Source organism: Streptomyces sp. NPDC058008, from assembly GCF_042886395.1.
Lineage (GTDB): Bacteria > Actinomycetota > Actinomycetes > Streptomycetales > Streptomycetaceae > Streptomyces.
This window is the reverse complement of the sequence record NZ_JBHVQX010000017.1, coordinates 30,063-57,000: the sequence shown is the minus strand read 5'-3', so window position 1 is coordinate 57,000 and position 26,938 is coordinate 30,063. Positions and strand designations below refer to the sequence as shown.

Sequence of the window (26,938 nt, the reverse complement as noted above, 5' to 3'; positions counted from 1 at the left end):
GCCGTCACGGGTCTGACCTGCGGCTCCGTGGGTATCCGCACCAGCTGTCCTCCGGTTGGCGGCGACAGGGTACTGCATGATCCCGAAAGTGAATGGTCCCCGTGGGAATTCTGTCCGGATTCCAGTCGTTGTTTCCATCGGATGCAGGGCACCCGGGAGGGTGTCGCGACCTACTCAGTAAGGGAGCTCGCATGGCAACCCGTGCCGTCGCTCGTCGTTCGTCCGCCAGCACCGGCGGGACCAACCGGGCAAGCAGTGTTCGCGCCGTGGGCGGGGAGATCGCCGATCGCGACCTGGTCGGCATGTACCTCGACGAGATCGCCCGTACACCGCTGCTCGACGCCGCGAAGGAGGTCGAGCTCTCCCAGACGATCGAGGCGGGCGTCTACGCCCAGCAGATACTCGACGGAGTGGTGGAGAGCGAAGCCGGCGGAGCGAAGCGTGAGGAGCTGGAGGCGCTGGTCGCCGAGAGCGAGCGCGCCAAGGACGTGTTCATCCGCTCCAACCTCCGCCTCGTCGTCGCCGTGGCCAGGCGCTACCCGAGGGCGGGTCTGCCCCTGCTCGACCTGATCCAGGAAGGGAACGCGGGCCTGGTGCGCGCGGTCGAGAAGTTCGACTACGCCAAGGGCTTCAAGTTCTCGACGTACGCCACGTGGTGGATCCGGCAGGCCATCACCCGTTCCATCGCCGACCAGTCCCGCACCATCCGGCTCCCCGTCCACCTCGTGGAGGAGCTGGGCAGGATCCGTCGTGTGCAGCGGGAGTTCAACCGTGAGCACGGGCGCGACCCGGAGCACACGGAGATCGCCGCGGAGCTCGACTCCAACGCCGAGCGCGTCGGCAACGTCCTGGACTGGGCCCGTGACCCGGTCAGCCTGAACATGTCGGTGGACGACGACGGCGACACACAGTTCGGTGACCTCCTGGAGGACACCTCCGCCGTGTCCCCCGAGCAGTCCGTGATGACGCTGCTGCGCAGCGAGGAGCTCGAGGACCTGATCGGCAAGCTCGACAACCGCACCGCCTCCATCATCAAGATGCGGTACGGCATCGAGGACGGCCGTGAGCGGACCCTGACCGAGGTGGGCAAGCAGCACGGACTGACGCGGGAGCGGATCCGCCAGATCGAGAAGCACGCACTGCTCGAATTGAAGCGAATGGCTCACGACACGGGCTTTGACGCTGCGGCGTGAGGCGATAACCCGTAATGTCCCTATCAGGCCGGTTCGCACCGGCCCGACGGCCGGTCTCCCTTCCGGCCCCCTGAGCTGAGTCCCGGCGCCCACCCCCCCCGGCGCCGGGGCTCATTCATGTCCGGTCCGCCCCCGACCGCCGTGACGCGGCACGGGACAGGCGTGCGCCGAGGACGCCCAGGTGCTCCACCAGCTCCGGCGGGCCGTGCACCTCGAAGGCGCAGTCCACGAGGGCCAGCCGCAGGGCCACCCACTCCAGTGAGCCGGGGGACCTCGTGCGCAGCCGGCAGCCGCGTTCGCCGTGCGGCTCCAGCGCGCCGAGCTCCGCGGGCAGGCGGGCCGCGACGAAAGCGGCCGGCTCCTCGAACGTCACGTCGACGTGCCACTCCGGCTGGAGGCGGGACATCGACCGGGCCAGGAGCTCCGCGGCGTCCGTGCTCTCGGCCGGCAGCTCGCGCGGGGTGAAACGGGCCCCGGTGGCGAACGGCTCACTCACCCGGTCCACGCGGAAGGTGCGCCAGTCCTCGCGGTCCAGGTCGTACGCGACGAGGTACCACCGGCTGCCGGTGCTCACCAGCCGGTACGGCTCGGCCTGCCGCTTCGAGGCGACGCCGTCCCTCGCCCGGTAGCCGAAGCGCAGCCGTTCGCTCGCGGTGACCGCCGAGGCGATCAGTGTGAGCGTCCGCGGGTCGATGGTCGCGCCGTCCCCGCGGGTGAGGGGCACCGTGGCGTTCTGGAGGGCGGAGACCCGCTGCCGCAGCCGCGACGGCAGGACCTGTTCGAGCTTGGCCAGGGCGCGTACGGAGGCCTCGTCGACGCCCTCGATGGCATGCCCGGCCCCGGCCCGCAGCCCCACCGCGATGGCCACCGCCTCCTCGTCGTCCAGCAGCAGCGGCGGCATCGCGGCGCCCGCGACCAGACGGTAGCCGCCGACCGAACCACGCGAGGCCTGGACGGGATAGCCGAGGTCGCGGAGCCGGTCGATGTCACGGCGGATCGTGCGCGGGCTGACCTCCAGCCGGCCGGCCAGCTCGCTGCCCGGCCACTCCCTCGGTGTCTGGAGGAGCGACAGCAGGCGCAGGAGCCGTGCGGGGGTGTCCGTCATGGGTCCAGGATGACGCCTGATCAGGTCAGGATCCGGCCTGATGGGTGATCCGTGGTCGCCGTCAGCAGATGCGGGTGCGGTCCTCCATCGCCAGGCGCGCCGTCTGCTCGTCGTCGTAGACCTCGCACATGTGGCGGCCGTCGGGGGTGGCGGTGTGCTCGACCTCCCAGAGGCTCGTCTCCCTGCCGTCCAGGAGGAGGAAGGCGTGCTCGTAGAGCGTGAAGCCGGCGTCCCGTCCGTCGACGCGGTACTGGCGCCCGAAGACCTGGGTGATGTGGTGCGCGAAGGCCGCCCGGAGCAGCCCGGCCGTCTCGGCGCCCGGCCGGTCGCCGTTCTCCGCCCGGCGCAGGACGCGGCGGGCGTGGTCCGCCGAGTTGTCCGGGGCGTACGTCCGGGGCAGGGGAGCCGGGGGGACGGTCATGAGCAGCGTGAACGCCTCCAGGTCCTCCCGCAGGCTGTCGTCGCCGAGGACCGGGGTGTCCCAGAGGCTGCCGGCCAGACGCGCGGCGGCGAGCTGGGCGTCGGCCTCGTCGTCGTACAGCTCGTGGCGGCGGGGGGCCGGGATGTCCCGGCCGCCGCCGTGCACCAGCTCCCACAGGGTGAGCGTGGTGCCGTCGGAGAGCAGATAGGTGTGCCGGTAGGTCTCCCGGTGCAGCACGGAGCTGTGGTGGGACGAGTGCAGGGCGCTGCTGTGCGCCAGCGCCGTCCCGAGCCGGTCGACCGTGGTGTCGGAGAGGTCGAAGGAGTTGAGGGCGCATCGCAGGAGTCGCTCGAGGTGCTGCTCGGTTGTCTCGTACGGATCGCTCAAGGTGCTGTCTCCAGGCCGTTGCCGCGTGTTACCCGATGCGTGCATAACGTAGTCCCTGGGTCTGACATCGTGACCGGGGTTCGCAAAAAACGTACCGCGTACGCGGAAAGTTCCCGGCCCGCCCGGAACACCGCGCGCGAGGTTCCCGGCTCGCTCAGGGCGTGCCGTAGAGCTCGCTGTACGAGGGGAACACGCCACCGGGGCCGTCGGCACCCCTGGCCGCCCTGGCGGCCTTCACGACGGCGCGGGCGAGGGCGTCCGCGCCCGCCGCCAGGATGTCGTTGAGCGCGGGGACGGGCTCGGCGGGCAGCGGCAGCCGGCCCGTGGAGAGCGCGAAGACGGTGTCCCCGTCGGTGAGCAGGTGCACCGGCCGGACGGCCCGCGCCAGGCCGTCGTGCGCCGTGCCCGCGAGCTTCTGTGCCTGGGCCCGGGTGAGGACGGCGTCGGTGGCGACGACGGCGATCGTGGTGTTGAGGACGCCGTTGCCCGGTGCGCCGTGCGTCCCGCCGCCGGGGGCGCTCCCGCTGTCCGCCGGGTTCCCGGCCGCGCCCCCTCGGTGCGCGAGGCCGGCCAGCCGCCGCCGCGCGGCCTCGTGCACCGAGGGGGCGGGGTGCGCGGGCGGCTCTCCCGCGCCGTACTCCCCGTAGAGCACCCCCGTCCGCGGATCGACGACGGATCCCGCCGCGTTGACCACGGCGAGCGCGGCGACCGTGGTCCCGGAGGGCAGGCGCACGCTCGCCGTGCCGACCCCGCCCTTGATCTGTCCGGCCACCGCTCCCGTTCCGGCGCCCACCGTGCCCTCGGGGACGGGTGCGCCGGATCCGGAGGCGGCGGCGGCCTCCACGGCGGCGCGGCCGGTCGACGCGTCGGGGCGGGCCCGCCAGTCGCCGCCCCGGCCCAGGTCGAAGAGGCAGGCCGCCGGGACCACCGGCACCACCTGGGAGGGGTCCGGGCCGACCCGGACACCGCGGCCCCGCTCCTCCAGCCAGGCCATCACCCCCGCCGCGGCGTCGAGGCCGTACGCGCTGCCGCCGGTCAGGACGACCGCGTCGATCCTCTGCACCAGATTGCGCGGGTCGAGCGCGTCCGTCTCCCTGGTGCCGGGGCCGCCTCCGCGTACGTCGACGGCCGCCACGGCTCCGCCCTCGGGCGCGAGGACGACGGTGGTACCGCTGAGCGCGAGCTCACCCGGAACCGCGGCGTGCCCGACGCGGATCCCGGGCACGTCGGTCAGCGCGTCCAGCGGGCCGGGGCCGGGCGGTTCCTCGGTCATGTCGAGCTCCTCGTGGTTCGGCGGGGCGCGTCCGTACCGGCGAACGTACAGGCGGCGGCCGGAGGACGGAGGCCGGTCACGGCTCGCCGGTACGCGGGCCACTCGGGCGACGCCACTACACCGTAGGGGTACATAACGGGACCGAACGCCTATTCTGGTCCTACGGTGGCCGGGTGACCGAGCCACCAGAACCGCCCGCCGCAGCCGAGCAGTCCGAGCCCGGTGCCCGCACCGGCACGTCCGGCGCCTCCGGCGGGCCGGGCGGCCGGCTGACCGGCAAGGGGCGCTCCGTCGCCGAGCGGGCCGTCCAGAGCCTCCCGCGATCGGTCCCGGGCCGTGCGACCCTGGCCGGCGCCGTCGTGTCCGGCCTGCTGATCCTCGCGATCGTCCTCGGCAGCCGCCTGCTGCACGACTTCGACTCCGCGCTGCTGCCGTACTCCGTCGCCACCGTCTTCCTGGCCTTCGGCGTCGCCTACCGCTACACGGTCTGGGTCTCCGCCCCCGGCGCCCGACGGCTCTTCAGGAAGGGCTGGGGCAGCCTGTTCTCGGCCGAGAACTTCCGCAGGGCACCCACCGCCCTGCCGAAGATGGCCGCGACCTATCTGGGCTTCCAGAAGTTCCTCGGAGCCCGTTCCCACGCCCGCTGGGCCGCCCACCAGCTCATCTTCTGGGGCTGCGTCCTCGCCGCCCTGATCACCTTCCCGCTGACCTGGGGCTGGTTCACCTTCACCTCGGGCAGCGGCTCGGGGCCCGGCTACGAGATGCGCCTCTGGGGCGTCAAGATCCTCGGCTTCGACTCCCTGAACTTCATCGGCTGGCTGATGTTCCACGGCCTGGACATCGCCGCTGTCCTGGTCATCCCCGGCGCGGGCTACTTCCTCTGGCGCCGCATGAAGGACCGCGGGGCCATCACCGGGCAGCGGTTCGCCTACGACATGGTGCCGCTGCTCGCCCTGATCATCATCTCGGTGACCGGCCTGCTGCTCACCTTCTCCTCGATCTTCCTGCACGGCGGCGGCTACCAGTTCCTCGCGGTCCTCCACATGGTCGCGGTGGTCTTCACCCTCATCTACATCCCCTTCGGGAAGTTCTTCCACATCGTGCAGCGCCCGGCAGCGGTCGGCATGCAGCTCTTCAAGTACACCGACCGCCAGGACGACGAGGTCTTCGCCTGCCGGCGCTGCGAGGAACCCATCGACACCGGGCCGTACGTCAAGAACCTGCGCGGCACCATGCAGGACCTCGAACTCGGCTTCGACGCGTGGGCCGAGTACTGCCCCCGCTGCAAGCGGGTACTGCGCGGCAACGCCTATCTCACCCAGGTCAAGAAGGGCTTCAAGTGACCGCGGACCCACGCGCAGCCGACGGCCGTACGGTCGTCCCCCTCGACCCCTCCCTCGCCCCGCCGGGCACCCGCGGATTCCGGGACGCGGGCGGCATCCCGGCCGACCGGTGGCACGCCGACCAGAACGGCGAGACGCTCGTCCCGACCCACTGCTGCTTCTGCGGGGTCCAGTGCGGGATGTACCTCCGGGTGGACCACGGCGGCAAGGTCTTCGGTGTGGAGCCCCGCAACCACGACATCAACCGCATGCGGCTCTGCCCCAAGGGCATCAACGCCTACCAGCAGGTCAACCACCCGGACCGGCTCACCGCCCCCCTCATGCGCCGCTCCCGCGACGAGGAACTGCGGGAGGTCTCCTGGGACGAGGCGCTCGACTTCACCGTCTCCGAGATCCGGCGCATCCAGCAGGCCCACGGGCGCGACGCCTTCGGCGTGCTCGGCGGGGCCAGCCTCTTCTCGGAGAAGACCTACCTGGTCGGGAAGTTCGCCCGGGTGGCGCTGAAGACCCGGCACGTCGACTACAACGGCCGGCTCTGCATGGTGAGCGCCGCCGGTGCCAACAAGCTCGCCTTCAACATCGACCGGGCCGGCAACCCCTTCTCCGACATCCTGCTCACCGACTGCCTCCTGCTCGCCGGGGCCAACGTCGGCGAGTGCTTCCCCGTGCTGACGCAGTACGTCTGGGGGGCCCGGGACCGCGGCGCCACCCTGATCGTGATCGACCCGCGTGAGACGGCGGTCGCGCGCACCGCCGACATCCACGTCGCGCTCAAGTCCGGCACCGACTCGGCCTTCTTCAACTCGGTGCTGAACGTGGTCATCGAGGAGGGCCTCACCGACGAGGCCTACCTCGCCGCCCACGCCTCGGGCTGGGAGGAGGTCAAGGCCAACGTCGCCCAGTACCCCCCGTCCCGGGCCGCCGCGATCTGCGGGATCCCCGCCGAGCAGATCGTGCAGGTCGCCCGCGCCTTCGCCCGCGCCCCGAAGGCCATGGCCTTCCACGCCCGGGGTATCGAGCACCACACGCAGGGCGTCGAGAACTGCCTCAGCGTCATCAACCTCTGCGCCGCCACGGGCCACATCGGCAAACCCGGCGCCGGCTACGGCACCCTCACCGGGCAGGGCAACGGCCAGGGAGGGCGCGAACACGGCCAGAAGGCCGACCTCCTCCCCGGCGGGCGCTCCATCCTCAACGAGGAACACCGCCGGCAGATCTGCGAGGTGTGGGGCATCGAGGAGTCCGAACTCCCCGCCGCCGGAACCTCGATGATGGAAATGGTCTGGCAGATGCAGCGCCGTGAGATCCGGGGCCTCATCGGCATCTGCAACAACCCGTTCGTCTCCCTCCCCAACTACGCCGTGGTCAAGGAGGGATACGACACGACCGAGTTCCACGCCCAGTTCGACTTCTTCCTCTCCGAGACCGCCGCCAACGCGCACGTCGTCTTCCCCGTCACCATCTGGGCCGAGGACGAAGGAGTGATGGCCAACGCCGAGGCCCGGGTCGTCAAGCACAACAAGGCGCAGGAACCGCCCTCCGGCGTACGGACCGACACCTGGGTGATGTGCGAGATCGCCCGCCGCCTCGGGGCCGGGGACAAATTCGCGTTCAGCGGCTCCCGCGAGGTCTTCGACGAACTCCGCAGGGCCTCCGCGGGCACCATCATCGACTACTCCGGCATCACCTACGAACGGCTCGAGGAGACCGGCGGGATCTCCTGGCCCTGCCCGTCCACCGACCACCCCGGCACCCCCCGGCTGTTCGAGGACGGCACGACCTACCACGCCGACGGCAGGATCCACATGCAGGTCGTCGAATGGCACCCGCCCGCGGACCCGTACGACGACGACCACCCGATGACGCTGACCACGGGCCGCACCGTCGCCCACTTCCTCTCCGGCAACCAGACCCGCCGGCTGGGCGCGCTCGTCGAACAGACCCCCCGCCCCTGGGCCGAGGTCCACCCCTCCCACGGATTCCGCAACGGCGAACCCGTCCGTGTCGTCACCCGGCGGGGCAGCGAGGTCTTCCCCGCCCTGGTCACCGAGGCGATCCGGCCCGACACGGTGTTCATCCCCTACCACTGGCCCGTCCCCACCGCGGCCAACGCACTGACCATCGACGCCCTCGACCCCCGCTCCAAGATCCCCGAGTACAAGGTCTGCGCCTGCCGCATCGAGCACGCCGGAGCGATCGACGAGGTCCCCGCGCCCCCGGTGGCGCCCGGCCACGTCGCCTACCCCGAGACCCAGGTCTCCCGTACCGACCCGCTGCCGCCCACGGCCCCCCAGGGCCGCGGCACCTCGGAAAGGGGCTGATGCCCGGATGATGGGCAGAACGATCTTCATCGACCCGGGGCGCTGCATCGGCTGCCAGGCCTGCGTCTCCGCCTGCCGGGAATGCGACTCCCACCGCGGTAAATCCATGATCCACCTCGACTACACCGACGAGGGCTCATCCGTCGCCTCCCTTCCCACGGTCTGTATGCACTGCGAGGACCCGGTGGCTCCCTGCGCCGAGGTCTGTCCGGCCGACGCGATCCTGGTCACCGCCGACGGTGTCGTGCAGCAGGCCGACACCACCCGCTGCATCGGCTGCGCCAACTGTGTGAACGCCTGCCCCTTCGGCGTCCCGAAGATCGACCTCCAGGCGAAGCTGCAGATGAAGTGCAACCTCTGCTACGACCGCACCGCCTACGGGCTCGCTCCCATGTGCGCCACGGTCTGCCCGACCGGCGCCCTCTTCTACGGCACCGTCGAGGAGCTCCAGGCGGAACGCCCCGGTGTGCAGGTCGCCGACACCTTCGTCTTCGGCCAGAGCGAGGTCCGGACCGGAGTGGCCATGGTCGTGCCCGCGGAGCGGGTCCAGTGGCCCGTACCCGGCGGTCTCCCCGTCGTCGAGATCAACGGGAAGGACGTCCGCCGATGAGCGTCACCGAGCAGCCGCAGCCGTCCGGCCCCGGCCACGGCTCCGGGAGCGACCCCAGGGAAGCGCTCCACGACAGGATCGCCGCGGACTCCCTGACCACCCGGCGCGACTACCTCCGGATCGTCGCCACCGTCTCCGGCGGCCTCGCCGTGGGCGGTCTCGCCGTGGCGGGCGGCATCCTCCACCGGCACGGCGAGACGGAGAACGGGAAGGCGCCGGCCCCGAAGCGGATCGCCGCCCAGCTGCCGCCCGGCGAGTCCCTCGCCTTCCGCTACCCCGGCGAGGAGGACCGGGCGGTCGCCGTACGGATGAACGACGGCACACTCGTCGGCTACTCCGCGGTCTGCACCCATCTGGCCTGCGCCGTGCTCTGGCGCAAGGACCGGGGCGCGGAGGGCGAGCTCTACTGCCCCTGCCACGAGGGAGTCTTCGACGCCCGCACCGGTGAGGTCACCGCCGGCCCGCCTCCCCGAGGCCTGCCCAAGGTGGCGCTGACCGAGCTGGAGGACGGGAGCATCTGGGCCGTCGGCACCACCCGCTCGGGGGAGAGCATCGAGGAGGGGCTGTGCCGCCAGCTCCGCGACGAGCGCCCCGACCTCGCCGCACGCATCGGCTGCCCCGGTACGAAAGGCGGGGCCGAGGCGCCGCCCGCGCCCTCCGACGCCACGGCCACGGGGACACGGTCATGACCGAGCCCCTGGACCCCGTCGAACCACCACGGCCCCCCGGCTCTCCCGGGCAGGCGTATCCCGACTACCACCCGGGCAGCGCGCGCGCCGAGCTGAACCGGCCCGTCCACGAGCGCTACCCCCAGATCCGGCCCACCAGCGGCTACGCCGACCCGCGTGTGCGCCACACCGGCCCCGGGCCCGGTGCGGGCTCGGAGCAGGAACCCGAGCGGTCCGCGAAACTCACCGCCCGGCTCGTGCTGGCGATGAGCGTCGTCATCGGTCAGCTGTGGGCCCTCACGGAGGTCGTCAACCTGTGGATGGAGGGCGACACGGGAACGGCCTGGTGGGGTGCCGGCTTCCTGTGCCTGTCGTTCCTCGTCGTGCTGGGGTTGTGGCTGCTGGACCCGAAGGACCGCTGAGCTCAGCCGTACCCTGGAGGTATGAGTACCGCCCCCGCCCCCGGACCGCGAGAATCGAAGCCGCCGCAGCAGCGGCCGCCCCAGGAGTCCAGGCCGAAGCCGCCGGCTCTGATCTTCGACGATCCGCTGGACCGGCAGTCCTCGGACGACACGGACCGGGGGTGGGGTGAGCGGGCTCCCGCCGGAGGCGCTGCGGACCTCTCGCGCTTCCTGGACGAGAAGCCGCCCCACCACATCTGACCGTCTCGGCCGGGGGCGGACCCGATGGGCTACGCCTGCCCCCGCTGGGCGACGAGCACGTCCCGGATCTCCTTCAGTACCTCCAGCTCGCTCACCTCCAGCGTCTCCCGCACGCCCTCCTTCGCCGCCTGGGCGGCCGCGCGCCTGGCGAGGTACTTCGCCATCGGCAGGACCATCAGGAAATAGACGACGGCCCCGGTGATCAGGAAGCTGAGGGCCGCGCTCAGCACCGAGCCCCACAGGATCTCGATGCCCTCCGTCCTGCCCGTCCCCGGGTCCACCGCGCAGGGGCCCTGGAGGCAGGACGTGTACTTCTCCAGGTCCTGGGTGCCGAAGGCGCCGACCACCGGATTGATGAGTCCCTTCACGACCGCGTTCACCACGTTCGTGAAGGCGGCGCCGATGACGACGGCGACCGCCAGGTCGATCACATTGCCGCGCGTCAGGAAGGCTTTGAACCCCTCCAGCAGGCCGGTCTTCTGCTCGCTCACGCGTGAGCCTTCCTCTGGGCGTGCCGTCAGAGGAGCGAACCGCCCCGCCGCATAGGGCGCCACCTAAGGCGGCAGGGGACCTCACTGTCCAATCGGGTACCTCCGACGGGTGAGTCGAGGCGATACCTGTTCTATTCGGCATGGGACACCGCCACCGCCAGCCGTCCCGCGGCACCGGCACCGGCCAGCGCCGCCGCCGTGTCCCGCTCGACGGACAGGACCACCAGGGCGCCGCTGCCGGGGCCCGCCCCGCCGACGGCCTCCGGGAACGAGGCCTCGTGGCCACCCGCACCGCGCGGGACCTCGGCCACCCGGACATCGCGTGCCACCACCCTGGCGTCGGTCTCCCCGTCGACCGCGGCGATCACGTCGACACGGTCGCCGGGCCGCAGCAGCCCGACCGTCGCGGCGTCGGAGATCCGCACCGGAGCGGACACCAGCCGGACGGCGCGCCCTTCGGAGCCCGGTGGTGAGCCCCCGGCGACCGCGACGGCTCCCTTGCCGCCCCCCGGCCCCGAGACGGCCAGCACGGCGCAGGCCAGAGCGAATCCCGCGGCCAGTGCCCGGCGCTGGCCGCGCAGCGCCCGCCGGATCCGTCGGGCACCGCCGCCCCTCACCCGCAGGGGTCCGAAGGGCGGGACCCCGCAGGGCGCGGGAGGAGCGGGACGTGCATCGGGCACCGAAGGGAACATGGCCAACACCACCTGTCGGACGAGAATCTGAGAGGAGATCAGCGGAACGGACCCGCCGAACTCCCCTCACGATTCCCCCTCCGCGAAAACTCCGCTCGCCCCTGTGGACAACCCGCACGATGTGGACAACCCGGCCACCCGTACGCATGAGAAGGACCAGCCGTCCGTGTGCGTGGGAAGGACCAGCCGTCCGTGTGCGTCGAGGACCGGCTGCCCGTCCGGTTGGGTTGGACCGTCCGCCCGTGCACTTGAGTTGGACCGGGCGTCCGCGTGAGGGAGCTGGGCGGCCCGTCCGTATGCGGGAGCTGGGCGACCAGCCGGTGCGCGGGAGCGGGAGGTGGGCCGGACCTCCGGGCCCGAGCGAAGCCGATCCGGACCCGGCCCGCCCGAGCTCGAACCGAACCCGACTTGTGCCCGCGCGAGGCCAAACCGCCCCGCCCGCACGAAGCCGGACCGGACCCGGCCCGCCCGAGCCCGAAGCGAACTCGACTCGCGCCAGTGCGAAGCCCAACCCTGCCTGCCCGAGACCGAACCGCCCCGCCCGCGCGAGCCCGAACCCGCCCGCGCGAAGCCAAACCTGACCCGACCTGTGCGAAGCCCAACCCCGCCTGCCTGAGCCCGAACCGAACCCCGCCCGCGCGAGCCCGAACCGCCCCGCCCCCGCTCGCGCCGAGCTGGGCCGACTCCGCCCCGTGCCCGCGCGAAGCTAAACCGGACCCGCCCGCCCGAGCCCGAACCCGACCCGTGCCCGCGCGAAGCCAAACCCAACCCGCCCCGCGCGGAGCCGCATCTCGCCCGCCCCGCCGCGCGCCGGGCCGTCCCGCTCTCAGGCCGGCGCGCCCGCTCGCAGCCCGACCGCGCCGGAGGCGTGCGCGTCCCGTGTGACGAGGGGCCGGGCGCTCCGTTACGGCAGGTCGATCCCCGTGTCGATCCCGTCCAGCGCGTGTGCGCAGACGCAGTCGCGGTCCCCGTCCGCCGGCAGCGCGGCCACCGCGTCGAAGAGCACCGACCGCATCCGGTCCACGTTGGCCGCGAAGACCTCCAGCACCTCCGTGTGGCTCACGCCCTCGCCGGCCTCGGCCCCCGCGTCGAGGTCCGTCACCAGCGTCAGTGTCGTGTAGCAGAGGTTCAGTTCACGGGCGAGCACTGCCTCCGGGTGTCCCGTCATCCCCACGACCGACCAGCCCATCGCCGCGTGCCAGCGGGACTCCGCGCGGGTCGAGAAGCGCGGGCCCTCGACCACGACCAGGGTTCCGCCGTCCACCGGCTCCCAGTCACGTCCCCGCGCCGCAGCCAGGGCCGCCTTGCGCCCCTCGGGGCAGTACGGGTCGGCGAAGCCCAGGTGCACCACCTTCGGCTCGGCGCCGTCGCCCCGGCGCTCGCCGTCGTAGAACGTCTGGACGCGGGCCTTGGTGCGGTCGACCATCTGGTCGGGGACGAGCAGGGTGCCCGGTCCGTACTCCGGGCGCAGGCCGCCGACGGCGCAGGGGCCCAGTACCTGGCGTACGCCGACGGAACGCAGGGCCCACAGGTTGGCGCGGTAGTTGATCCGGTGCGGCGGGAGGTGGTGGCCGCGGCCGTGGCGGGGGAGGAAGGCCACCCGGCGGCCCGCCAGTTCGCCGAGGAAGAGGGAGTCGCTCGGCGGCCCGTAGGGGGTGTCCACCTCGACCTCGGTCACCTCGTCGAGGAAGGAGTAGAAACCCGATCCGCCGATGACACCGATGTCGGCCTCGGCCGTCTCCGCGCCCGTTCCCATGTCCGTCTCCGCGTTCACCATGCGGTCACACTAACCGGGCGCGCACGACCGGGACCCCGCCGAGTCGATCGGCGGGGTCCGGGTGGGACGTGTGGGTTCCGCGGGCGGCCTCAGGCGGCCGACGTACCGCTCGACGACGTGGAGGAAGCCGAGGAGGAGGTCGACGACGGCGTCGAAGCGGCCGGCTTGGCGTCCGGCTTCGACGAGGACGACCCGGTGGACGAGTCGGACGTCTTGGAGGACGACGTGGCCGGCGTGCTGCTCGACGAGGAGCCGCGGCTGTCGTTCCGGTAGAAACCGGATCCCTTGAAGACGATGCCGACGGCCGAGAACACCTTCTTCAGGCGTCCCTCGCAGTTCGGGCACACGGTCAGGGCATCATCGGTGAACTTCTGCACCGCTTCGAGGCCCTCGCCACACTCGGTGCACTGGTACTGATAGGTCGGCACTTGCTCCTCCTGGCACTCTCACTCAGTGAGTGCTAACGACGTTCCATACTGACGTATTCCGAGCGATCAGTCCACCGTGACCGGCTCGCGGTGACCGATCCCACGCGCCACGGTCCGTCCCGCGGGCGGCGGTGTCAGGCGTGAACGCAGGGCGAGCAGGGTCGCCAGGGCCAGCACCGTACCGGTCAGGGGCACCAGGAAACCCGTACTCGCGCCGTGGGCGTCGGCGAGCTGGCCGGCCACGGTGACGGCGGCCGCCTGGCCGAGCGCCACCGCGCCGGTCAGCCAGGTGAAGGCCTCGGTCCTCGCGGACGCGGGCACCAGCGCGTCGACGAGGGTGTAACCGCTGATCAGCGCGGGGGCGATGCACAGTCCGACCAGGAGTCCGAGTCCCGCCAGCAGCGGTACGGAGTGCACGGCCCAGAGGCCGGACGCGGTCAGTGTCAGGGCCGCGTAGCCGACGATCAGCCGACGGCGCGGGCCGCTCTTCCACGCGATGGCACCGCAGGCGATACCGGCGAGCATGTTGCCGGCCGCGAAGATCCCGTACAGCAGCCCGTTCACGCCGGGGCGGCCGATCTCCTCCGAGAACGCCGTCAGGGAGACCTGCATGCCGCCGAAGACGGCGCCGATGCCCAGGAAGGAGACCGCGAGGACCCGGACGCCGGGCACGGAGAGCGCTGAGCGGTGCGGTTCGGCCGCCGTCGCGGCGCCCCTGGGGGCGGGCTGGGTGGAGCGCTGGGCGGCGAACAGTACGCCGCCGATCAGTGTCAGCGCCCCCTCGGCGACCAGCCCGGCCGCCGGGTGCACGCCGGTGCACAGCGCCGTCGCGAGCACCGGCCCGATGACGAAGGTGAATTCGTCCGTCACGGACTCGAAGGCGGCGGCCGTGGCCATCAGCGGGGAGGCCGGGCGCCCCGGCGCGGCGTCGAGCCGGGCGGCCCAGCGGGCCCGCACCATGGGCCCCACCTGGGGAATGGAGGCCCCCGTGGGCACCGCGGCCAGGAACAGCGCCCACAGGGGCGCGTCCGCCAGGGCGAGCGCGGTGAGGGCGCCGACGGACACCGCGTGCACCAGGACACCGGGCAGCAGCACGGCCCGCTGGCCGAACCGGTCGGCGAGCCTGCCGCTCTGCGGGGCGAACAGGGCCATGGAGACCCCGGAGAAGGCGGCCACGGCGCCCGCACTGCCGTAGGAGCCGGTGGTGTGCTGCACCAGCAGCACGATGCCGATGGTGAGCATCGCGAAGGGCTGCCGGGCGGCGAAGCCCGGGAGGAGGAAGGTCCACGCACCCGGGGTGCGCAGCAACTGCCCGTAACCGGGGCGGTCGGAGACCGTGGACGCCACGGTCCTTGCCTTTCTGCCGCCTGGTGGCCGTGCTCCCGGGGCGGCCCGCACCGGGGTGCGGGAGCGTGCGGGGGCTGCCGAGAGCTGTCCTCTTCGCGCGGGACTGCGGTAGATGCCGGGCGCTCGCTCCAGAGGCGAAGGCGCCACGACCGCCATACGGTCGCGCCAGCTCTGCGTCAGGCAGAGTTGGTCGATCAAGTTCGAATCGTGTGGATCAAGAGATCCGGTCCTTCATGTTACAGGTCCCTGCCCGCGCACACCTGCGAATGCGGGCAGGGACCTGTCGCCGTCCACGGTCAGTGGTGGGCGCGTCTGCCGCCCGCCTTGTCCCCCGGGCGGCCCTCGCCGCCCTTGGCCGTCCTGCCGGGAGGTTTCTGGAGCTGCGACACCGGCGCGGGGCCCGCGCCCTGCCGCGCCGTGCCGCCCGTGCCCAGCCAGCCGGCCAGCTTTCCGCCCTCGCCGACCGCCCGCAGCCGTGCCTCCGTGGCGTCGCGCACCGGGTCGGTCGCGACGACCAGCAGTTCGTCCCCGCGCCGCAGCACGGTCGAGGGGGCGGGCACGAAGCTCGTCCCGTCCCGTACGACGAGGGTGACCGCGGCGCCCGCGGGCAGCCGGAGCTCCGCCACCTCGACGCCGTGCATCTTGGACCTGCCGGGGACGGCGACGGAGAGCAGGTGGCCGCGCAGCCGCTCCAGAGGCGCCGACTCGATGCCGAGGTCCGCGGTCTCGGACGGGACCTCGGCGATCTTCAGGGCCCTCGCCAGCCAGGGCAGCGTGGGGCCCTGGATCAGCGTGTAGACGATGACGAGCACGAAGACGATGTTGAAGACCCGGGTGCTGCCGTCGATCCCGGACACCATGGGGATGGTCGCCAGGATGATGGGGACGGCCCCGCGCAGTCCGGCCCAGGACATCAGGGTCATCTCGCGTTTGGGCAGGCGGAACGGCGCGAGGCTGAGGAAGACCGACAGCGGCCGGGCGACGGCGGTCAGGACCAGTCCCACGACCACGGCGGGCCAGAAGTCGTCGATCAGGTCGTGCGGGGTGACCAGCAGGCCGAGCAGGACGAACATGCCGATCTGGGCCAGCCAGCCGAGTCCGTCGGCGAAGCCCCTGGTGGCCGGCCAGTGGGGGAGCTTGGAGTTGCCGAGCACCATCGCGGCCAGGTAGACGGCCAGGAAGCCACTGCCGTGGGCCATGGCGCCCGCCGCGTAGGCGGTCACGGCGATGGCCATCACGGCGATGGGGTAGAGCCCGGAGGCGGGCAGTGCCACGTGGCGGATGCCGTAGGCCCCGAGCCATCCCACAGCGAGGCCGATCGCGGCGCCGATGGCCAGCTCCAGGGCTATCTCGCCGACCAGCACGTACCAGTGCTCCACGGGGCCGACGGCGGAGAACGCCACCACCAGGATGACCACGGGGGCGTCGTTGAAGCCGGACTCGGCCTCCAGGACGCCGGTGATGCGGGAGGGGAGCGGGACCTTGCGCAGTACGGAGAAGACCGCCGCGGCGTCGGTGGAGGAGACGACGGCGCCGATGATCAGTGCCTGCCGCCAGTCGAGGCCGACGAGGTAGTGCGCCGCGCTCGCGGTGACGCCCACACTGATGCCCACGCCGACGGTCGAGAGCACGGCTGCCGCCGGAAGCGCGGGCTTCACTTCTTTCCACTTCGTGCCCAGCCCGCCCTCGGCCAGGATGACGACCAGGGCGGCGTAGCCGATCACCTGGGTCAGCTCGGCGTTGTCGAACTTGACGTCGAAGATGCCGTCCTGCCCCATGGCGATCCCGATGCCGAGGTACAGGAGCAGGCTGGGGAGCCCGCTGCGGGACGAGATGCGGACGGCCGCCACGGCGACCAGCAGGACGAGTGAGCAGACGAGCAGGAGCTCGTTGAGCGCGTGGACAGTCAGGGTCCGTTCCTTCCCTGCGTACGCCTTCCGGATCGGCCTCCGGCGGCCAGTACTTCGTTACCTTACCTAATCTTTAACGCTTTCTTGACGCCTTCGAGTGTTCGTGCGAACCGGTGCGCAAATGGATGCATCCCCATACCGCGTCCGAGTGGCTTCGGCGGGGCGCCTATGGTTGCTCCTGCACTCCCAGGACCACCCTGCCCCTCGAAGGACAGCGATGCCCGCCAACACAACCGCCCCTTCCGGGTCTTCCGATGCGAAGAAGACCGGCAGGAAGAAGGGGCGACGCGCCCGCCTGTTCGTGATCGTCCTGGTGCTGGCGCTTGTCGCGGGTGTCGGGTACGGCGCGTACTGGTCCGTTTCCACGGTCCGGGCCTCGTACCCGCAGACCACCGGGTCGATAGATCTCAAGGGCCTCTCCGGTGACGTCGACGTCCGCCGCGACGCCTACGGGATCCCTCAGATCTACGCCGACAACGACAGCGACCTCTTCCGCGCCCAGGGCTTCGTGCAGGCCCAGGACCGCTTCTGGGAGATGGACGTACGCCGTCACATGACGGCGGGACGCCTCTCCGAGATGTTCGGCTCCGGCCAGGTCGAGACCGACTCCTTCCTGCGCACGCTGGGCTGGCGCAAGGTCGCCCAGGAGGAGTACGACACGGTCCTGGACGAGGACACCAAGAAGAACCTCCAGGCGTACGCGGAGGGGGTGAACGCGTACCTGGAAGGCAAGGACGGCAAGGACATCTCCGTCGAGTACGCGGCACTCGGCCTGACCAACGACTACAAGCCCACCGAGTGGACCCCGGTCGACTCGGTCGCCTGGCTGAAGGCGATGGCCTGGGACCTGCGCGGCAACATGCAGGACGAGATCGACCGCTCGCTGATGACCAGCCGGCTCAGCAAGGAGCAGATCGGGGACCTCTACCCGGACTACCCGTACGAGCGGAACAAGCCGATCGTCGAGCGGGGCGCGGTGTCCCCGGTCACCGGCAAGTACGACCCGGAGGCCGAACCGTCCGGCGACATCGGCGGCCAGACCGCCGAGGGCGCGACCGAGGGCCTGAACAGCCAGCTCTCCGCGCTCTCCGACACCCTGGACGAGATCCCGGCGCTGCTCGGACCCAACGGCAACGGCATCGGGTCGAACTCCTGGGTCGTCTCCGGCAAGTACACGACGACCGGCAAGGCCCTGCTGGCCAACGACCCGCACCTGGCGCCCCAGCTCCCCTCGCTCTGGTACCAGATGGGGCTGCACTGCCGTCAGCTCTCCGACACGTGCCGGTACGACACGGCGGGCTACACGTTCTCCGGGATGCCCGGCGTGATCATCGGCCACAACCAGGACATCGCCTGGGGCTTCACCAACCTCGGGGCCGACGTCACCGACCTCTTCCTGGAGAAGGTCTCCGCCGACGGCTACCAGTACGACGGCAGGACCGAGCCCTTCGTCACCCGGGACGAGACCATCAAGGTCGCGGGCGGGAAGAGCCGGAAGATCACCGTGCGCGAGACCAACAACGGTCCGCTGGTGTCCGACCGCAGCGACGAGCTGACGAAGGTCGGCAAGAAGGCCCCCGTCACCACCAACGCGCCCGACCGCGGCGACGGGTACGGCGTCGCCCTGAAGTGGACGGCGCTCAAGCCGGGCAGGTCCATGGACGCGGTCTTCCAGCTCAACCGGGCCAAGGACTTCACGACCTTCCGCAAGGCCGCCGCCAACTTCGAGGTGCCCTCGCAGAACATCATCTACGCGGACACCAAGGGCCACATCGGCTACCAGGCGCCGGGCAGCATCCCGGTCCGCAAGCAGGGCGACGGCACCACGCCGAGCCCCGGCTGGACCTCCAAGTACGGCTGGGAGAAGGAGTACATCCCCTTCGACGAGCTGCCGTACGAGTACGACCCGGACCGCGGCTACATCGTCACCGCCAACCAGGCGGTCATCGGTGACGACTACGAGCACATGCTCACCAAGGACTGGGGCTACGGCGTCCGCAGCCAGCGGATCAACGACCTGATCCAGAAGAAGATCGACGGCGGCGAGAAGATCTCGACCGACGACATGCAGACGATGCAGATGGACAACCAGAGCGCGATCGCCGCGAAGCTGGTGCCCGAGCTGAAGAAGATCGGCATCGACGACAAGAACGTCCGCGAGGCACAGAAGCTCCTGGAGAACTGGGACTACACCCAGGACTCCGACTCGGCGGCCGCCGCCTACTTCAACGGTGTCTGGCGCAACATCCTCAAGCTGGCCTTCGGCAACAAGCTCCCCAAGGAGATGCGGGCCGAGGGTGACTGCATCAACGTGCGGCCGGTCGCCGGCTCAGGGCCGGTGGACGAGCAGGACACGTTCGTCCGGGAATGCGGACAGCGCGCTCCGGACGTCGCGCAGCCGGACGGCGGCGACCGCTGGTACGAGGTGGTCGGGAACATCCTGGACGACCAGGACAACGCGTGGTGGAAGGTCCCGGCCCAGGGCCGCGAGAAGGCGATCGGCAGCCGTGACGAGCTGTTCGCCCGCGCCATGGAGGACGCGCGCTGGGAGCTGACCGCCGAGCTCGGCAAGGACATGTCCACCTGGAGCTGGGGCCGGCTGCACCAGCTGAACCTGCGCAACCAGACGCTCGGCACCGAAGGCCCCAGCCTTCTCCGGCGGGCCCTCAACCGCGGCCCCTGGGACCTCGGCGGCGGCGAGGCGGCGGTCAACGCCACCGGCTGGAACGCGGCGGGCGGCTACGAGGTCGTCTGGGTCCCGTCGATGAGGATGGTCGTCAACGTGGGCGACTGGGACAAGTCGCGCTGGATCAACCTCACCGGCGCCTCCGGGCACGCGTTCAGCTCGCACTACACCGATCAGACCGACAAGTGGGTCGAGGGCGAACTCCTCGACTGGTCCTTCGGTCAGGACGCGGTCGAGAAGTCCACGGTCGACAGCCTGAAGCTCAGAAAACCCTAGGCTCGCGCCCTGGGCGGGAAGCGCCTCGCTCCGGCGGGCGTGACCACGGCATCCACGGGGTGGTCGTGCGGTTCCACCGGAACCCGCGCGACCACCTCGTCGTCGTACAGGAGGACGACCAGGGCGGGATGCGCCCCGGCCGACGCGAGCCGGGCCAGCACCCGGTCGTAGCTGCCCCCGCCCCGCCCCAGCCGCATGCCCCGCACGTCCACGGCCAGCCCCGGCAGCAGCACCGCGTCCGCCTCCAGGACGGCCCGCGGCCCGAGGCGGGCACCGTCCGGCTCCAGCAGGCCCCGGCCGGCGGGCACGAGGTGCTCCGCGCCCTCGAACACGGCCCAGTCCAGGTCGTCGTCCTCCATGAGCACCGGCAGCAGCACGCGGACGCCCCGTGCCCAAAGGGCGTCCAGGAGCGCGCGGGTTCCCGGCTCCCGCCCCACGGACACGTAGGCCGCCACGGTCCGCGCGCCGGTCAGCTCGGGGAGATCTTCCGCGGCCCCCCGGAGAACCGCGGCGGCGTTTCCCACGTCCTCAGGGGTGAGGAGCCGTCGCGCGGCGAGCAGTTCGCGCCGCAACGCCGCCTTTTCGGACATGCCAGGGGTCACGGGATGCTCCCAAAGTTCGTATATGTGGATGTATGAGAACGAAGTTAACCGGACGCTCACCTTCCCCCCATACGCACCCGTTAGAGTTCTGCGCATGACTCAGTCGCCCCCCAGGATCAGCAAAGCTGTCATCCCAGCTGCAGGCCTCGGCACCCGGTTCCTGCCGGCCACCAAGGCCACTCCCAAAGAGATGCTGCCTGTCGTCGACAAGCCCGCCATCCAGTACGTCGTCGAGGAAGCAGTCGCGGCCGGCCTCTCCGACGTACTGATGATCACCGGCCGGAACAAGCGTCCCCTGGAGGACCACTTCGACCGGAACTACGAGCTGGAGTCCGCGCTGACCCGCAAGGGAGACGCCGAGCGCCTCTCCAAGGTCCAGGAGTCCAGCGACCTGGCCACCATGCACTACGTACGCCAGGGCGACCCGCGCGGCCTCGGCCACGCCGTCCTCTGCGCCGCGCCGCACGTCGGCGACCAGCCGTTCGCCGTCCTCCTCGGCGACGACCTCATCGACCCGCGCGACCCCCTGCTCGCCAGGATGGTCGAGATCCAGGAGCGCGAGGGCGGCAGCGTCGTGGCCCTGATGGAGGTCGACCCCGCGCAGATCCACCTGTACGGCTGCGCGGCCACCGAGGCGACCACCGACAGCGACGTCGTCCGCGTCACCGGGCTCGTCGAGAAGCCCGACCGTGCGGAGGCGCCCAGCAACCTCGCCGTCATCGGCCGCTACGTCCTGGACCCCGCGGTCTTCGGCATACTGCGGCAGACCGAGCCCGGCCGGGGCGGGGAGATCCAGCTCACCGACGCCCTCCAGCTGCTGGCCGAGGACGAGAAGATCGGCGGCCCGGTGCACGGCGTCGTCTTCAAGGGCCGCCGCTACGACACCGGTGACCGCGGTGACTACCTGCGTGCCATCGTCCGACTGGCGTGCGAGCGTGAGGACCTGGGTCCGGACTTCAGGACCTGGCTGCGCGGTTACGTCACCGAGGAGTTGTAGACAGTTTGAGCAGCACGATCTGGTCGGTGGACGAGCACCTGGACGACATCCTCGCCGCGGTGAAGCCGCTCGAGCCCATCGAGCTGCAACTCCCCGACGCGCAGGGATGCGTCCTGGTCGAGGACGTCGTGGTGCACATCGCGCTGCCGCCCTTCGACAACAGCTCGATGGACGGGTACGCCGTCCGGATCTCCGATGTCGAGGGCGCCAGCGAGGAGTTCCCCGCCGTCCTCACCGTCATCGGTGACGTCGCGGCGGGCGACGGAGGTCTGGCCGGCGGCCGGTCCGTCGGGCCCGGCGAGGCCGCCCGCATCATGACCGGTGCCCCGCTGCCCGCCGGCGCCGAGGCCGTCGTCCCGGTCGAGTGGACCGACGGCGGCACGGGCGGCGGCCCGGCCGAGACCATGCGGGCCCACAGCGACGCCCCGGAGGGGGCGAGCGGCGAGGTCCGTGTCCACCGCTCCGTCAAGCCCCGCGCCCACGTCCGGGCCAAGGGCAGCGACGTGCGGCCCGGCGACCTCGCGCTGCGCGCGGGATCCGTCGTCGGGCCGCCCCAGATCGGCCTGCTCGCCGCGATCGGCCGCTCCACCGTGCGCGTACGGCCCCGGCCGCGTGTCGTCGTGCTGTCCACCGGCAGCGAGCTGGCACAGCCGGGCGAGGAGCTCGGCGGCGGCCGGATCTACGACTCCAACAGCTTCGCCCTGACGGCGGCGGCCCGGGACGCGGGGGCCATCGCCTACCGCGTGCCGGCGGTCGCCGACGACGCCGGGACGCTGCGGGCCACGATCGAGGACCAGCTGATCCGCGCCGACATCGTGGTCACCACGGGCGGTGTGAGCGTCGGCGCGTACGACGTGGTCAAGGAGGCCCTGTCCTCCGCGGGTGACGGGGGCGGGTCCGGGGGCGGCGTCGACTTCCGCAGGCTCGCCATGCAGCCGGGCAAGCCGCAGGGTTTCGGGACGATCGGCCCCGACCACACGCCGCTGCTGGCGCTGCCCGGCAACCCGGTCTCCTCGTACGTCTCCTTCGAGCTGTTCGTGCGGCCGGCGATCCTGACCCTCATGGGCATCGAGGACGTCCACCGCCCGACCGTGCGGGCCACGCTCAGCACCGACGAGCCGCTCGCCTCCCCGTCCGGCAAGCGCCAGTTCCTGCGCGGGACCTACGACGCGCAGGCGGGCACCGTGACTCCGGTCGGGGGACCCGGATCGCATCTGATCGCCGCTCTCGCGCAGGCGGACGCCCTGATCGTGCTGCCCGAGGACGTCACCTCCGCCGAGCCCGGCACGGAGGCCGAGGTCATCCTCCTCCGCTGACTCGGGCGCGGTGGCGGTACGGTATCTGGCGCTGTGCCTTACCGGGGGAGCTCCCCCGGGCCTCCCGCCGCGCCCGGCGCGGGACGGGAGGGCAACCGGCGCCCTACCGCTAGGCGGAGTGAGTTGAGTACGCAGAACAGGCTGACGCACATCGACGAGGCGGGCGCGGCCCGCATGGTCGACGTGTCGGAGAAGGACGTCACGGCACGTGTCGCCCGGGCGAGCGGCCGGGTCCTCGTGTCACCGCGTGTCGTCGAGCTCCTCAGGGGTGAGGGCGTCCCCAAGGGGGACGCGCTCGCCACCGCGCGCATCGCCGGGATCATGGGGGCCAAGCGCACCCCGGACCTGATCCCGCTCTGCCACCCCCTGGCCGTCTCCGGCGTGAAGGTCGATCTGAGCGTCGCCGACGACGCGGTCGAGATCACGGCCACCGTGAGGACGACGGACCGCACGGGCGTCGAGATGGAGGCCCTGACCGCCGTGTCGGTGGCCGCGCTCACGGTGATCGACATGGTCAAGGCGGTCGACAAGAGCGCGGTGATCACGGATGTCCGCGTCGAGGCGAAATCGGGCGGCACGTCCGGCGACTACCGGCGCCCCGCGCCGGCGGGGGCCGACGCATGACCGCTCCCGCCACCGACGGGTACCGCGCCCTCGTCGTGACCGCCTCGAACCGGGCCTCCGCCGGTGTGTACGCCGACAGGGGCGGCCCCCTCGTCGCCGAGGGGCTCGCCGCTCTCGGGTTCGCCGTCGAAGGCCCCCGGGTCGTGCCCGACGGGGATCCCGTGGAGGCGGCCCTGCGGGCCGGCGCCGCCGCGGGCTACGACGTGATCGTCACCACCGGCGGCACGGGCGTCTCGCCCACCGACCGCACCCCCGAGGCCACCCGCGCCGTCCTGGACCTGGAGATCCCCGGCATCGCCGAGGCCATCCGCGCCGAGGGCCGGGACAAGGTCCCCACCGCCGCGCTCTCCCGCGGCCTCGCGGGCGTCGCGGACCGCACGCTCATCGTGAACCTGCCGGGCTCGACCGGCGGCGTACGCGACGGCCTGGCGGTCCTGAACAGGCTTCTGGTGCACGCCGTCGACCAGCTGCGCGGCGGCGATCACCCCCGACCGGGGAGTCCGAGCTGAACGTCCGCACCTGGCCGGTGATCCTGACGGACGGCACCGTCACCCTCCGCCCGATAAAGCTGCGCGACCAGAGCATGTGGCGCGAGGTCAACCGGCGGAACCGGGACTGGCTGCGCCCCTGGGAGGCGACCGTCCCGCCGCCCGCCCCCGGCGGCCCGGTGGCCCAGCGCCCGACCTACCGTCAGATGATCCGCCATCTGCGCGCCGAGGCGAACTCCGGCCGGATGCTGCCCTTCGCCATCGAGTACGAGGGCCGCCTCGTGGGGCAGTTGACGGTGGCGGGCATCACCTGGGGCTCGATGTGCTCGGGGCACGTCGGCTACTGGGTCGACCAGAGCGTGGCGGGCCGCGGCGTCATGCCGACCGCGGTGGCGCTCGCCGTCGACCACTGTTTCGGCACGGTCGGACTGCACCGCATCGAAGTGTGCATTCGGCCCGAGAACACGCCCAGCCGAAGGGTCGTGGAGAAACTCGGATTCCGCGCGGAAGGAGTGCGTCCACGTTATCTCCACATCGACGGCGCGTGGCGGGACCACCTGATCTTCGCCCTCACCGCGGAGGAGGTGCCCGACGGGCTGCTGCGGCGTTGGCGCAGGGTGCGGCCGGGTACACCGGGAACACCGCGTACACCCGGGGAAATGAAATAAGTGTTCGAATTTGATCGCTCCCTGAGCGTAATCCACCTCACTTTCGCCCCCCGCTGACCCGAACAATCACAAAAAAAGTCCGTCGTATCAGCCTGATCGTGCGACACACCGGGCCAATTGGCGGATGCTGCCGTGCAAACCCCTCTACGGTGTGAGCGTGAGCAGCAGCGGCCTCATCTACGCAGTCATCGTCGGGGCCTGGGCCGCCTACTTGGTGCCGATGTGGCTCCGCAGGCAGGACGAGCTCAATGAAGCCCGTCCGACGGAACGCTTCAGCACCGCCATCCGGCTGCTGTCCGGACGGGCGGCCATGGAGCGCCGTTACGCCAAGGAGCTGCGGGAGCGGGATGCCGAGGAGGCGCCTGGCGACGTGGACCCGGATGCCGTCACGGACCGAATGGAGTCCGTCGACGTCCGGGCCTTTTCCGCGCCCCCGGCCCATACGGAAGTACGGTTGCGCGACCCGGCGTCCGCCCGGCCCGACCCGGAACGCGCGCAGGACCGGGCCTCCGGTCCGGCGCCCGCCCGGCGTCCGCGCCCTTCCGGCGCGGAGTCCGAACGGGAACGCAGACGGCGCTCCCAGGTCCTGGCGCGCCGGCGGCGCACCACCACGGTGCTCTTCCTGGCGTTCACGCTCGGCGCGGTCGTCGCGGCGGTCGGCGGACTCCGTTTCCTGTGGGCACCGGCCGTTCCGGCCGTGCTGCTGAGCACGTACATCGTGCATCTGCGCGGTCAGGAGCGCCGCCGGTTCGTCTTCACCATGGACCGGCGCCGCGCCGAAGTGGCCGCGCAGCGGCTGCGCGAGAGCCGTCCGCGCCGGCACCAGCCCGCGTCCTCGGCTCCCGCGGAGCCCGACGAGGAGTCCGAAGCGCCCGCGCCCGCCCCCACGGTCTCCCCGCAGGAGGCCGGCCGCCGGGCCCTCGTGGAGCAGACGGACCACGCGGAGTGGGTGGACCAGCAGCGCGAACGCGGGCCGGCCCAGGGCGACAGCTGGGAGCCCGTCCCGGTCCCGCTGCCGACGTACGTCACCGCCCCCGTCGCCCCGCGCGCCACGGGCGGGGTGGAGGTCGGCGACCCGGAGACCTGGAGCGCGGCCCGGTCCAGCCCCGCCGAGCCCACCCGGACGGGCAGCCACGAGCCCGTGGCGCCGGAGGCCGACCAGGCTCCGCGCCGCCGCGGCGGCACGCCCAGGCGCCCCCGTGAGCGAGGCCGGACGCCCCTCTTCGACCAGTACGACGACGAGGACCGGCCGCGTGCGGCCAACGAGTGAGACCGGCGGCGGACCCGACTCGGTGACCTGCCGGGATACGGATTTCCGAGCACCCCGGTGGGGGTGCTAGAGTTTCACTCGTTGCAAGGGCCTGTGGCGCAGTCTGGTAGCGCACCTCGTTCGCATCGAGGGGGTCTGGGGTTCAAATCCCCACAGGTCCACCGCAGCTCAGAGCCCCTGCCGGGGAAACCCGGCAGGGGCTCTTTGGCGTTTGGCGGCGGCTGGAGCCCCTGGGTGGGCGGAGGTGCTTCCGCGGGCCTGCCGCCGGGGCGGTGTTCCCGGCCGGGGTGGCGGTCGCGTCCGTCCGTTCTGCCGTGTCGCTCCTCCGCTCTCCCTCGCTCGGTCGCGTCGGGGGCGCTGCTGTGCGCCGTCGGGCTTCCTGGCGTGGGGGCGGGTGGTGGGGCGCCTCGGTTCAATTCCTGCCGCAGGCCGTATAACGACCACCGCATTTGCGGCGAATCACCCGTCGGTGGCAGCAAAGCCCCTGGCAGCAGCCTCGTTCCGTGTTCATGGCGCGCCTGTGGCGGGTCGGCGAAATTTGGCTGAGACACGTCACTTACGACTCAGAAGCGCCTTGTCGTGACGCAGCGTCAGCCGCCAGGATTGCGCCGTCTCGCACAAGGTCAACACAACTTCCTTCGAAAGGAACGATCTGTGAAGCACTATGGGCGAATAGTGGGCATCGTCGCCGCTGCGGCGGTCACCGGCGCAGCGGCGTTCACCACCGTGGGCAGCGCGAACGCGGCTTCGGTGAACGAGAACACCCAGGCCGTGAGCGCCCGTTCGGCTGCGGTGGAGAAGACGAAGCTCTCGGCCGCCGAGGACGGCCACCAGCTCTTCGCCGGACTCTTCTTCGGGCAGGGGCCGGTCGCCGCGAGGCTCGCGGCCGACGGGAAGCTCAGCGGCATCGAGCCGGGTGTGAACGACAACCCCGAGGCCGTCCGCGCGGTGGCCGGGCTGATCAAGAAGATCGAGTCGAAGTCCCCCGGCATCTTCGCCGACTTCTCGGCGAAGTCGCGCAGCGGCGACCCCAGACTCGTGGACCAGGCGGTCACCGGCGTCTCCCGGGTCCTGGTCGACGTCTCCGAGTCCAACGGGTCCGTCCCCAGTGACACGGGCGCCTGCGTGGTCCTGGTCGTGACCGTGGCGGTGGCCGCGGTGGCCGTCGCCGTGGCGACCGGAGGCTTCTTCATCAACGCGGCCGCCGTCATCAACGTGGTGGTCGACAGCGAGGCGCCGATGGAGAACCTGTCCAGGGACGAACTCGTGGCGGGGCTGACCAGGACCCTGCGCACCGTCTGACCAGGCGCACCACGTCCACCAGCACGTGCTGGCTCCGGGTACCGGCGCACCGTCGGCCGGGTCCGGAGCCGGCGCGTGCGT

25 protein-coding genes and 1 tRNA gene are annotated in these 26,938 nt (G+C 71.7%); 16 read left to right on the top strand and 10 right to left on the bottom strand.

Translation table 11 applies throughout. The features are described from left to right. Positions 1 to 191: 191 nt before the first annotated feature. On the top strand, positions 192 to 1,193 hold the full coding sequence (locus tag ACFVS9_RS18830; protein ID WP_383113617.1) for an RNA polymerase sigma factor RpoD/SigA: 1,002 nt from the start codon (positions 192 to 194) through the stop codon (positions 1,191 to 1,193). Positions 1,194 to 1,308: 115 nt separating this feature from the next. Here the strand turns inward: ACFVS9_RS18830 and ACFVS9_RS18825 are convergent, their stop codons facing one another. The 3 genes from ACFVS9_RS18825 to ACFVS9_RS18815 all read right to left on the bottom strand — a co-directional run bounded on the left by ACFVS9_RS18825 (position 1,309) and on the right by ACFVS9_RS18815 (position 4,379). After that, on the bottom strand, positions 1,309 to 2,298 hold the full coding sequence (locus tag ACFVS9_RS18825; RefSeq protein WP_383113618.1) for a helix-turn-helix transcriptional regulator: 990 nt from the start codon (positions 2,296 to 2,298) through the stop codon (positions 1,309 to 1,311). Between the two features lie 61 nt (positions 2,299 to 2,359). Then, positions 2,360 to 3,106: a DUF6227 family protein gene (locus ACFVS9_RS18820; RefSeq protein WP_383113619.1), complete on the bottom strand. Its 747-nt coding sequence runs from the start codon at positions 3,104 to 3,106 to the stop codon at positions 2,360 to 2,362. Between the two features lie 154 nt (positions 3,107 to 3,260). After that, positions 3,261 to 4,379, bottom strand: coding sequence for a P1 family peptidase (locus tag ACFVS9_RS18815; protein ID WP_389933691.1), 1,119 nt, complete (start codon positions 4,377 to 4,379; stop codon positions 3,261 to 3,263). Positions 4,380 to 4,552: 173 nt separating this feature from the next. On the opposite strand from ACFVS9_RS18815, the gene ACFVS9_RS18810 reads away from it, so the two are divergent. The 6 genes from ACFVS9_RS18810 to ACFVS9_RS18785 are packed head-to-tail and all read left to right on the top strand — an operon-like array spanning position 4,553 to position 9,983. Then, positions 4,553 to 5,722 (top strand): MFS transporter, encoded by a 1,170-nt coding sequence (locus tag ACFVS9_RS18810; protein WP_389933689.1) that lies wholly within the window; start codon positions 4,553 to 4,555, stop codon positions 5,720 to 5,722. Further along, positions 5,719 to 8,043, top strand: a complete 2,325-nt coding sequence (locus ACFVS9_RS18805; RefSeq protein ID WP_389933686.1) for a molybdopterin oxidoreductase family protein — start codon at positions 5,719 to 5,721, stop codon at positions 8,041 to 8,043. Before ACFVS9_RS18810 ends, ACFVS9_RS18805 begins: the two co-directional genes overlap by 4 nt. Positions 8,044 to 8,050: 7 nt before the next feature. Continuing rightward, positions 8,051 to 8,653 (top strand): 4Fe-4S dicluster domain-containing protein, encoded by a 603-nt coding sequence (locus ACFVS9_RS18800; RefSeq protein ID WP_389933683.1) that lies wholly within the window; start codon positions 8,051 to 8,053, stop codon positions 8,651 to 8,653. Next, a complete protein-coding gene (locus ACFVS9_RS18795) occupies positions 8,650 to 9,342 on the top strand; it encodes a ubiquinol-cytochrome c reductase iron-sulfur subunit (protein ID WP_383113623.1) in 693 nt (230 codons plus the stop codon). The genes ACFVS9_RS18800 and ACFVS9_RS18795 overlap by 4 nt, the downstream gene beginning before the upstream one ends. Beyond that, complete coding sequence (locus ACFVS9_RS18790) at positions 9,339 to 9,743, top strand: hypothetical protein (RefSeq protein WP_383113624.1); 405 nt, start codon at positions 9,339 to 9,341, stop codon at positions 9,741 to 9,743. The genes ACFVS9_RS18795 and ACFVS9_RS18790 overlap by 4 nt, the downstream gene beginning before the upstream one ends. Positions 9,744 to 9,764: 21 nt before the next feature. Next, on the top strand, positions 9,765 to 9,983 hold the full coding sequence (locus ACFVS9_RS18785) for a hypothetical protein (RefSeq protein ID WP_383113625.1): 219 nt from the start codon (positions 9,765 to 9,767) through the stop codon (positions 9,981 to 9,983). Positions 9,984 to 10,012: 29 nt separating this feature from the next. Here the strand turns inward: ACFVS9_RS18785 and ACFVS9_RS18780 are convergent, their stop codons facing one another. The 6 genes from ACFVS9_RS18780 to ACFVS9_RS18755 form a co-directional block, all read right to left on the bottom strand. Beyond that, on the bottom strand, positions 10,013 to 10,474 hold the full coding sequence (locus tag ACFVS9_RS18780; protein WP_389933680.1) for an MscL family protein: 462 nt from the start codon (positions 10,472 to 10,474) through the stop codon (positions 10,013 to 10,015). Between the two features lie 131 nt (positions 10,475 to 10,605). Next, entirely contained in the window at positions 10,606 to 11,166 is a 561-nt protein-coding gene (locus ACFVS9_RS18775; RefSeq protein ID WP_389933678.1) for an RcpC/CpaB family pilus assembly protein, read from the bottom strand. A 904-nt stretch (positions 11,167 to 12,070) separates the two neighbouring features. Further along, on the bottom strand, positions 12,071 to 12,943 hold the full coding sequence (locus ACFVS9_RS18770) for an S-methyl-5'-thioadenosine phosphorylase (protein ID WP_389933675.1): 873 nt from the start codon (positions 12,941 to 12,943) through the stop codon (positions 12,071 to 12,073). Positions 12,944 to 13,032: 89 nt separating this feature from the next. Continuing rightward, positions 13,033 to 13,371, bottom strand: coding sequence for an FmdB family zinc ribbon protein (locus ACFVS9_RS18765; RefSeq protein ID WP_389933672.1), 339 nt, complete (start codon positions 13,369 to 13,371; stop codon positions 13,033 to 13,035). A 66-nt stretch (positions 13,372 to 13,437) separates the two neighbouring features. Continuing rightward, entirely contained in the window at positions 13,438 to 14,718 is a 1,281-nt protein-coding gene (locus ACFVS9_RS18760) for an MFS transporter (protein WP_389933670.1), read from the bottom strand. Between the two features lie 296 nt (positions 14,719 to 15,014). Next, positions 15,015 to 16,568, bottom strand: a complete 1,554-nt coding sequence (locus tag ACFVS9_RS18755) for a potassium/proton antiporter (protein WP_383113631.1) — start codon at positions 16,566 to 16,568, stop codon at positions 15,015 to 15,017. A gap of 277 nt (positions 16,569 to 16,845) precedes the next feature. On the opposite strand from ACFVS9_RS18755, the gene ACFVS9_RS18750 reads away from it, so the two are divergent. Further along, positions 16,846 to 19,590: a penicillin acylase family protein gene (locus ACFVS9_RS18750; RefSeq protein ID WP_383113632.1), complete on the top strand. Its 2,745-nt coding sequence runs from the start codon at positions 16,846 to 16,848 to the stop codon at positions 19,588 to 19,590. Here the strand turns inward: ACFVS9_RS18750 and ACFVS9_RS18745 are convergent. Then, complete coding sequence (locus tag ACFVS9_RS18745; RefSeq protein WP_389933879.1) at positions 19,587 to 20,180, bottom strand: 5-formyltetrahydrofolate cyclo-ligase; 594 nt, start codon at positions 20,178 to 20,180, stop codon at positions 19,587 to 19,589. The two genes, ACFVS9_RS18750 and ACFVS9_RS18745, sit on opposite strands and share 4 nt — an antisense overlap. A 106-nt stretch (positions 20,181 to 20,286) precedes the next feature. Between ACFVS9_RS18745 and galU the strand changes: the two genes are divergently transcribed. The 8 genes from galU (at position 20,287) to ACFVS9_RS18705 (ending at position 26,857) form a co-directional block, all read left to right on the top strand. Then, a complete protein-coding gene (galU, locus tag ACFVS9_RS18740; protein ID WP_383113633.1) occupies positions 20,287 to 21,189 on the top strand; it encodes a UTP--glucose-1-phosphate uridylyltransferase GalU in 903 nt (300 codons plus the stop codon). A gap of 5 nt (positions 21,190 to 21,194) precedes the next feature. After that, a complete protein-coding gene (gene glp, locus ACFVS9_RS18735) occupies positions 21,195 to 22,505 on the top strand; it encodes a gephyrin-like molybdotransferase Glp (protein WP_383113634.1) in 1,311 nt (436 codons plus the stop codon). 123 nt (positions 22,506 to 22,628) lie between these two features. Beyond that, a complete protein-coding gene (gene moaC / locus ACFVS9_RS18730; RefSeq protein WP_383113635.1) occupies positions 22,629 to 23,129 on the top strand; it encodes a cyclic pyranopterin monophosphate synthase MoaC in 501 nt (166 codons plus the stop codon). Continuing rightward, the gene (locus ACFVS9_RS18725; RefSeq protein WP_383113636.1) at positions 23,126 to 23,638 is read left to right on the top strand and encodes a molybdenum cofactor biosynthesis protein B; all 513 of its coding nucleotides are present in this window, start codon (positions 23,126 to 23,128) and stop codon (positions 23,636 to 23,638) included. Before moaC ends, ACFVS9_RS18725 begins: the two co-directional genes overlap by 4 nt. A gap of 17 nt (positions 23,639 to 23,655) precedes the next feature. Next, complete coding sequence (locus ACFVS9_RS18720) at positions 23,656 to 24,285, top strand: GNAT family N-acetyltransferase (RefSeq protein WP_383113637.1); 630 nt, start codon at positions 23,656 to 23,658, stop codon at positions 24,283 to 24,285. 124 nt (positions 24,286 to 24,409) lie between these two features. Continuing rightward, positions 24,410 to 25,555, top strand: a complete 1,146-nt coding sequence (gene glpR / locus ACFVS9_RS18715) for a gephyrin-like molybdotransferase receptor GlpR (RefSeq protein WP_383113638.1) — start codon at positions 24,410 to 24,412, stop codon at positions 25,553 to 25,555. A gap of 87 nt (positions 25,556 to 25,642) precedes the next feature. Continuing rightward, a tRNA-Ala gene (locus tag ACFVS9_RS18710) sits at positions 25,643 to 25,716 on the top strand. A 493-nt stretch (positions 25,717 to 26,209) separates the two neighbouring features. Then, complete coding sequence (locus tag ACFVS9_RS18705; RefSeq protein ID WP_389933664.1) at positions 26,210 to 26,857, top strand: sporulation delaying protein family toxin; 648 nt, start codon at positions 26,210 to 26,212, stop codon at positions 26,855 to 26,857. Positions 26,858 to 26,938 lie beyond the last annotated feature (81 nt).

Bases quoted from the DNA above. Each gene is read 5' to 3' on its own strand.
- galU (WP_383113633.1), top strand. From the start codon at position 20,287: ATGACTCAGTCGCCCCCCAGGATCAGCAAAGCTGTCATCCCAGCTGCA.
- ACFVS9_RS18785 (WP_383113625.1), top strand. From the start codon at position 9,765: ATGAGTACCGCCCCCGCCCCCGGACCGCGAGAATCGAAGCCGCCGCAG.
- ACFVS9_RS18745 (WP_389933879.1), bottom strand. From the start codon at position 20,180: ATGTCCGAAAAGGCGGCGTTGCGGCGCGAACTGCTCGCCGCGCGACGG.
- ACFVS9_RS18725 (WP_383113636.1), top strand. From the start codon at position 23,126: ATGACCGCTCCCGCCACCGACGGGTACCGCGCCCTCGTCGTGACCGCC.
- ACFVS9_RS18800 (WP_389933683.1), top strand. From the start codon at position 8,051: ATGATGGGCAGAACGATCTTCATCGACCCGGGGCGCTGCATCGGCTGC.
- ACFVS9_RS18830 (WP_383113617.1), top strand. From the start codon at position 192: ATGGCAACCCGTGCCGTCGCTCGTCGTTCGTCCGCCAGCACCGGCGGG.
- glpR (WP_383113638.1), top strand. From the start codon at position 24,410: ATGCTGCCGTGCAAACCCCTCTACGGTGTGAGCGTGAGCAGCAGCGGC.
- ACFVS9_RS18750 (WP_383113632.1), top strand. From the start codon at position 16,846: ATGCCCGCCAACACAACCGCCCCTTCCGGGTCTTCCGATGCGAAGAAG.
- ACFVS9_RS18795 (WP_383113623.1), top strand. From the start codon at position 8,650: ATGAGCGTCACCGAGCAGCCGCAGCCGTCCGGCCCCGGCCACGGCTCC.
- ACFVS9_RS18770 (WP_389933675.1), bottom strand. From the start codon at position 12,943: ATGGTGAACGCGGAGACGGACATGGGAACGGGCGCGGAGACGGCCGAG.
- ACFVS9_RS18825 (WP_383113618.1), bottom strand. From the start codon at position 2,298: ATGACGGACACCCCCGCACGGCTCCTGCGCCTGCTGTCGCTCCTCCAG.
- ACFVS9_RS18790 (WP_383113624.1), top strand. From the start codon at position 9,339: ATGACCGAGCCCCTGGACCCCGTCGAACCACCACGGCCCCCCGGCTCT.
- ACFVS9_RS18815 (WP_389933691.1), bottom strand. From the start codon at position 4,379: ATGACCGAGGAACCGCCCGGCCCCGGCCCGCTGGACGCGCTGACCGAC.
- ACFVS9_RS18775 (WP_389933678.1), bottom strand. From the start codon at position 11,166: ATGTTCCCTTCGGTGCCCGATGCACGTCCCGCTCCTCCCGCGCCCTGC.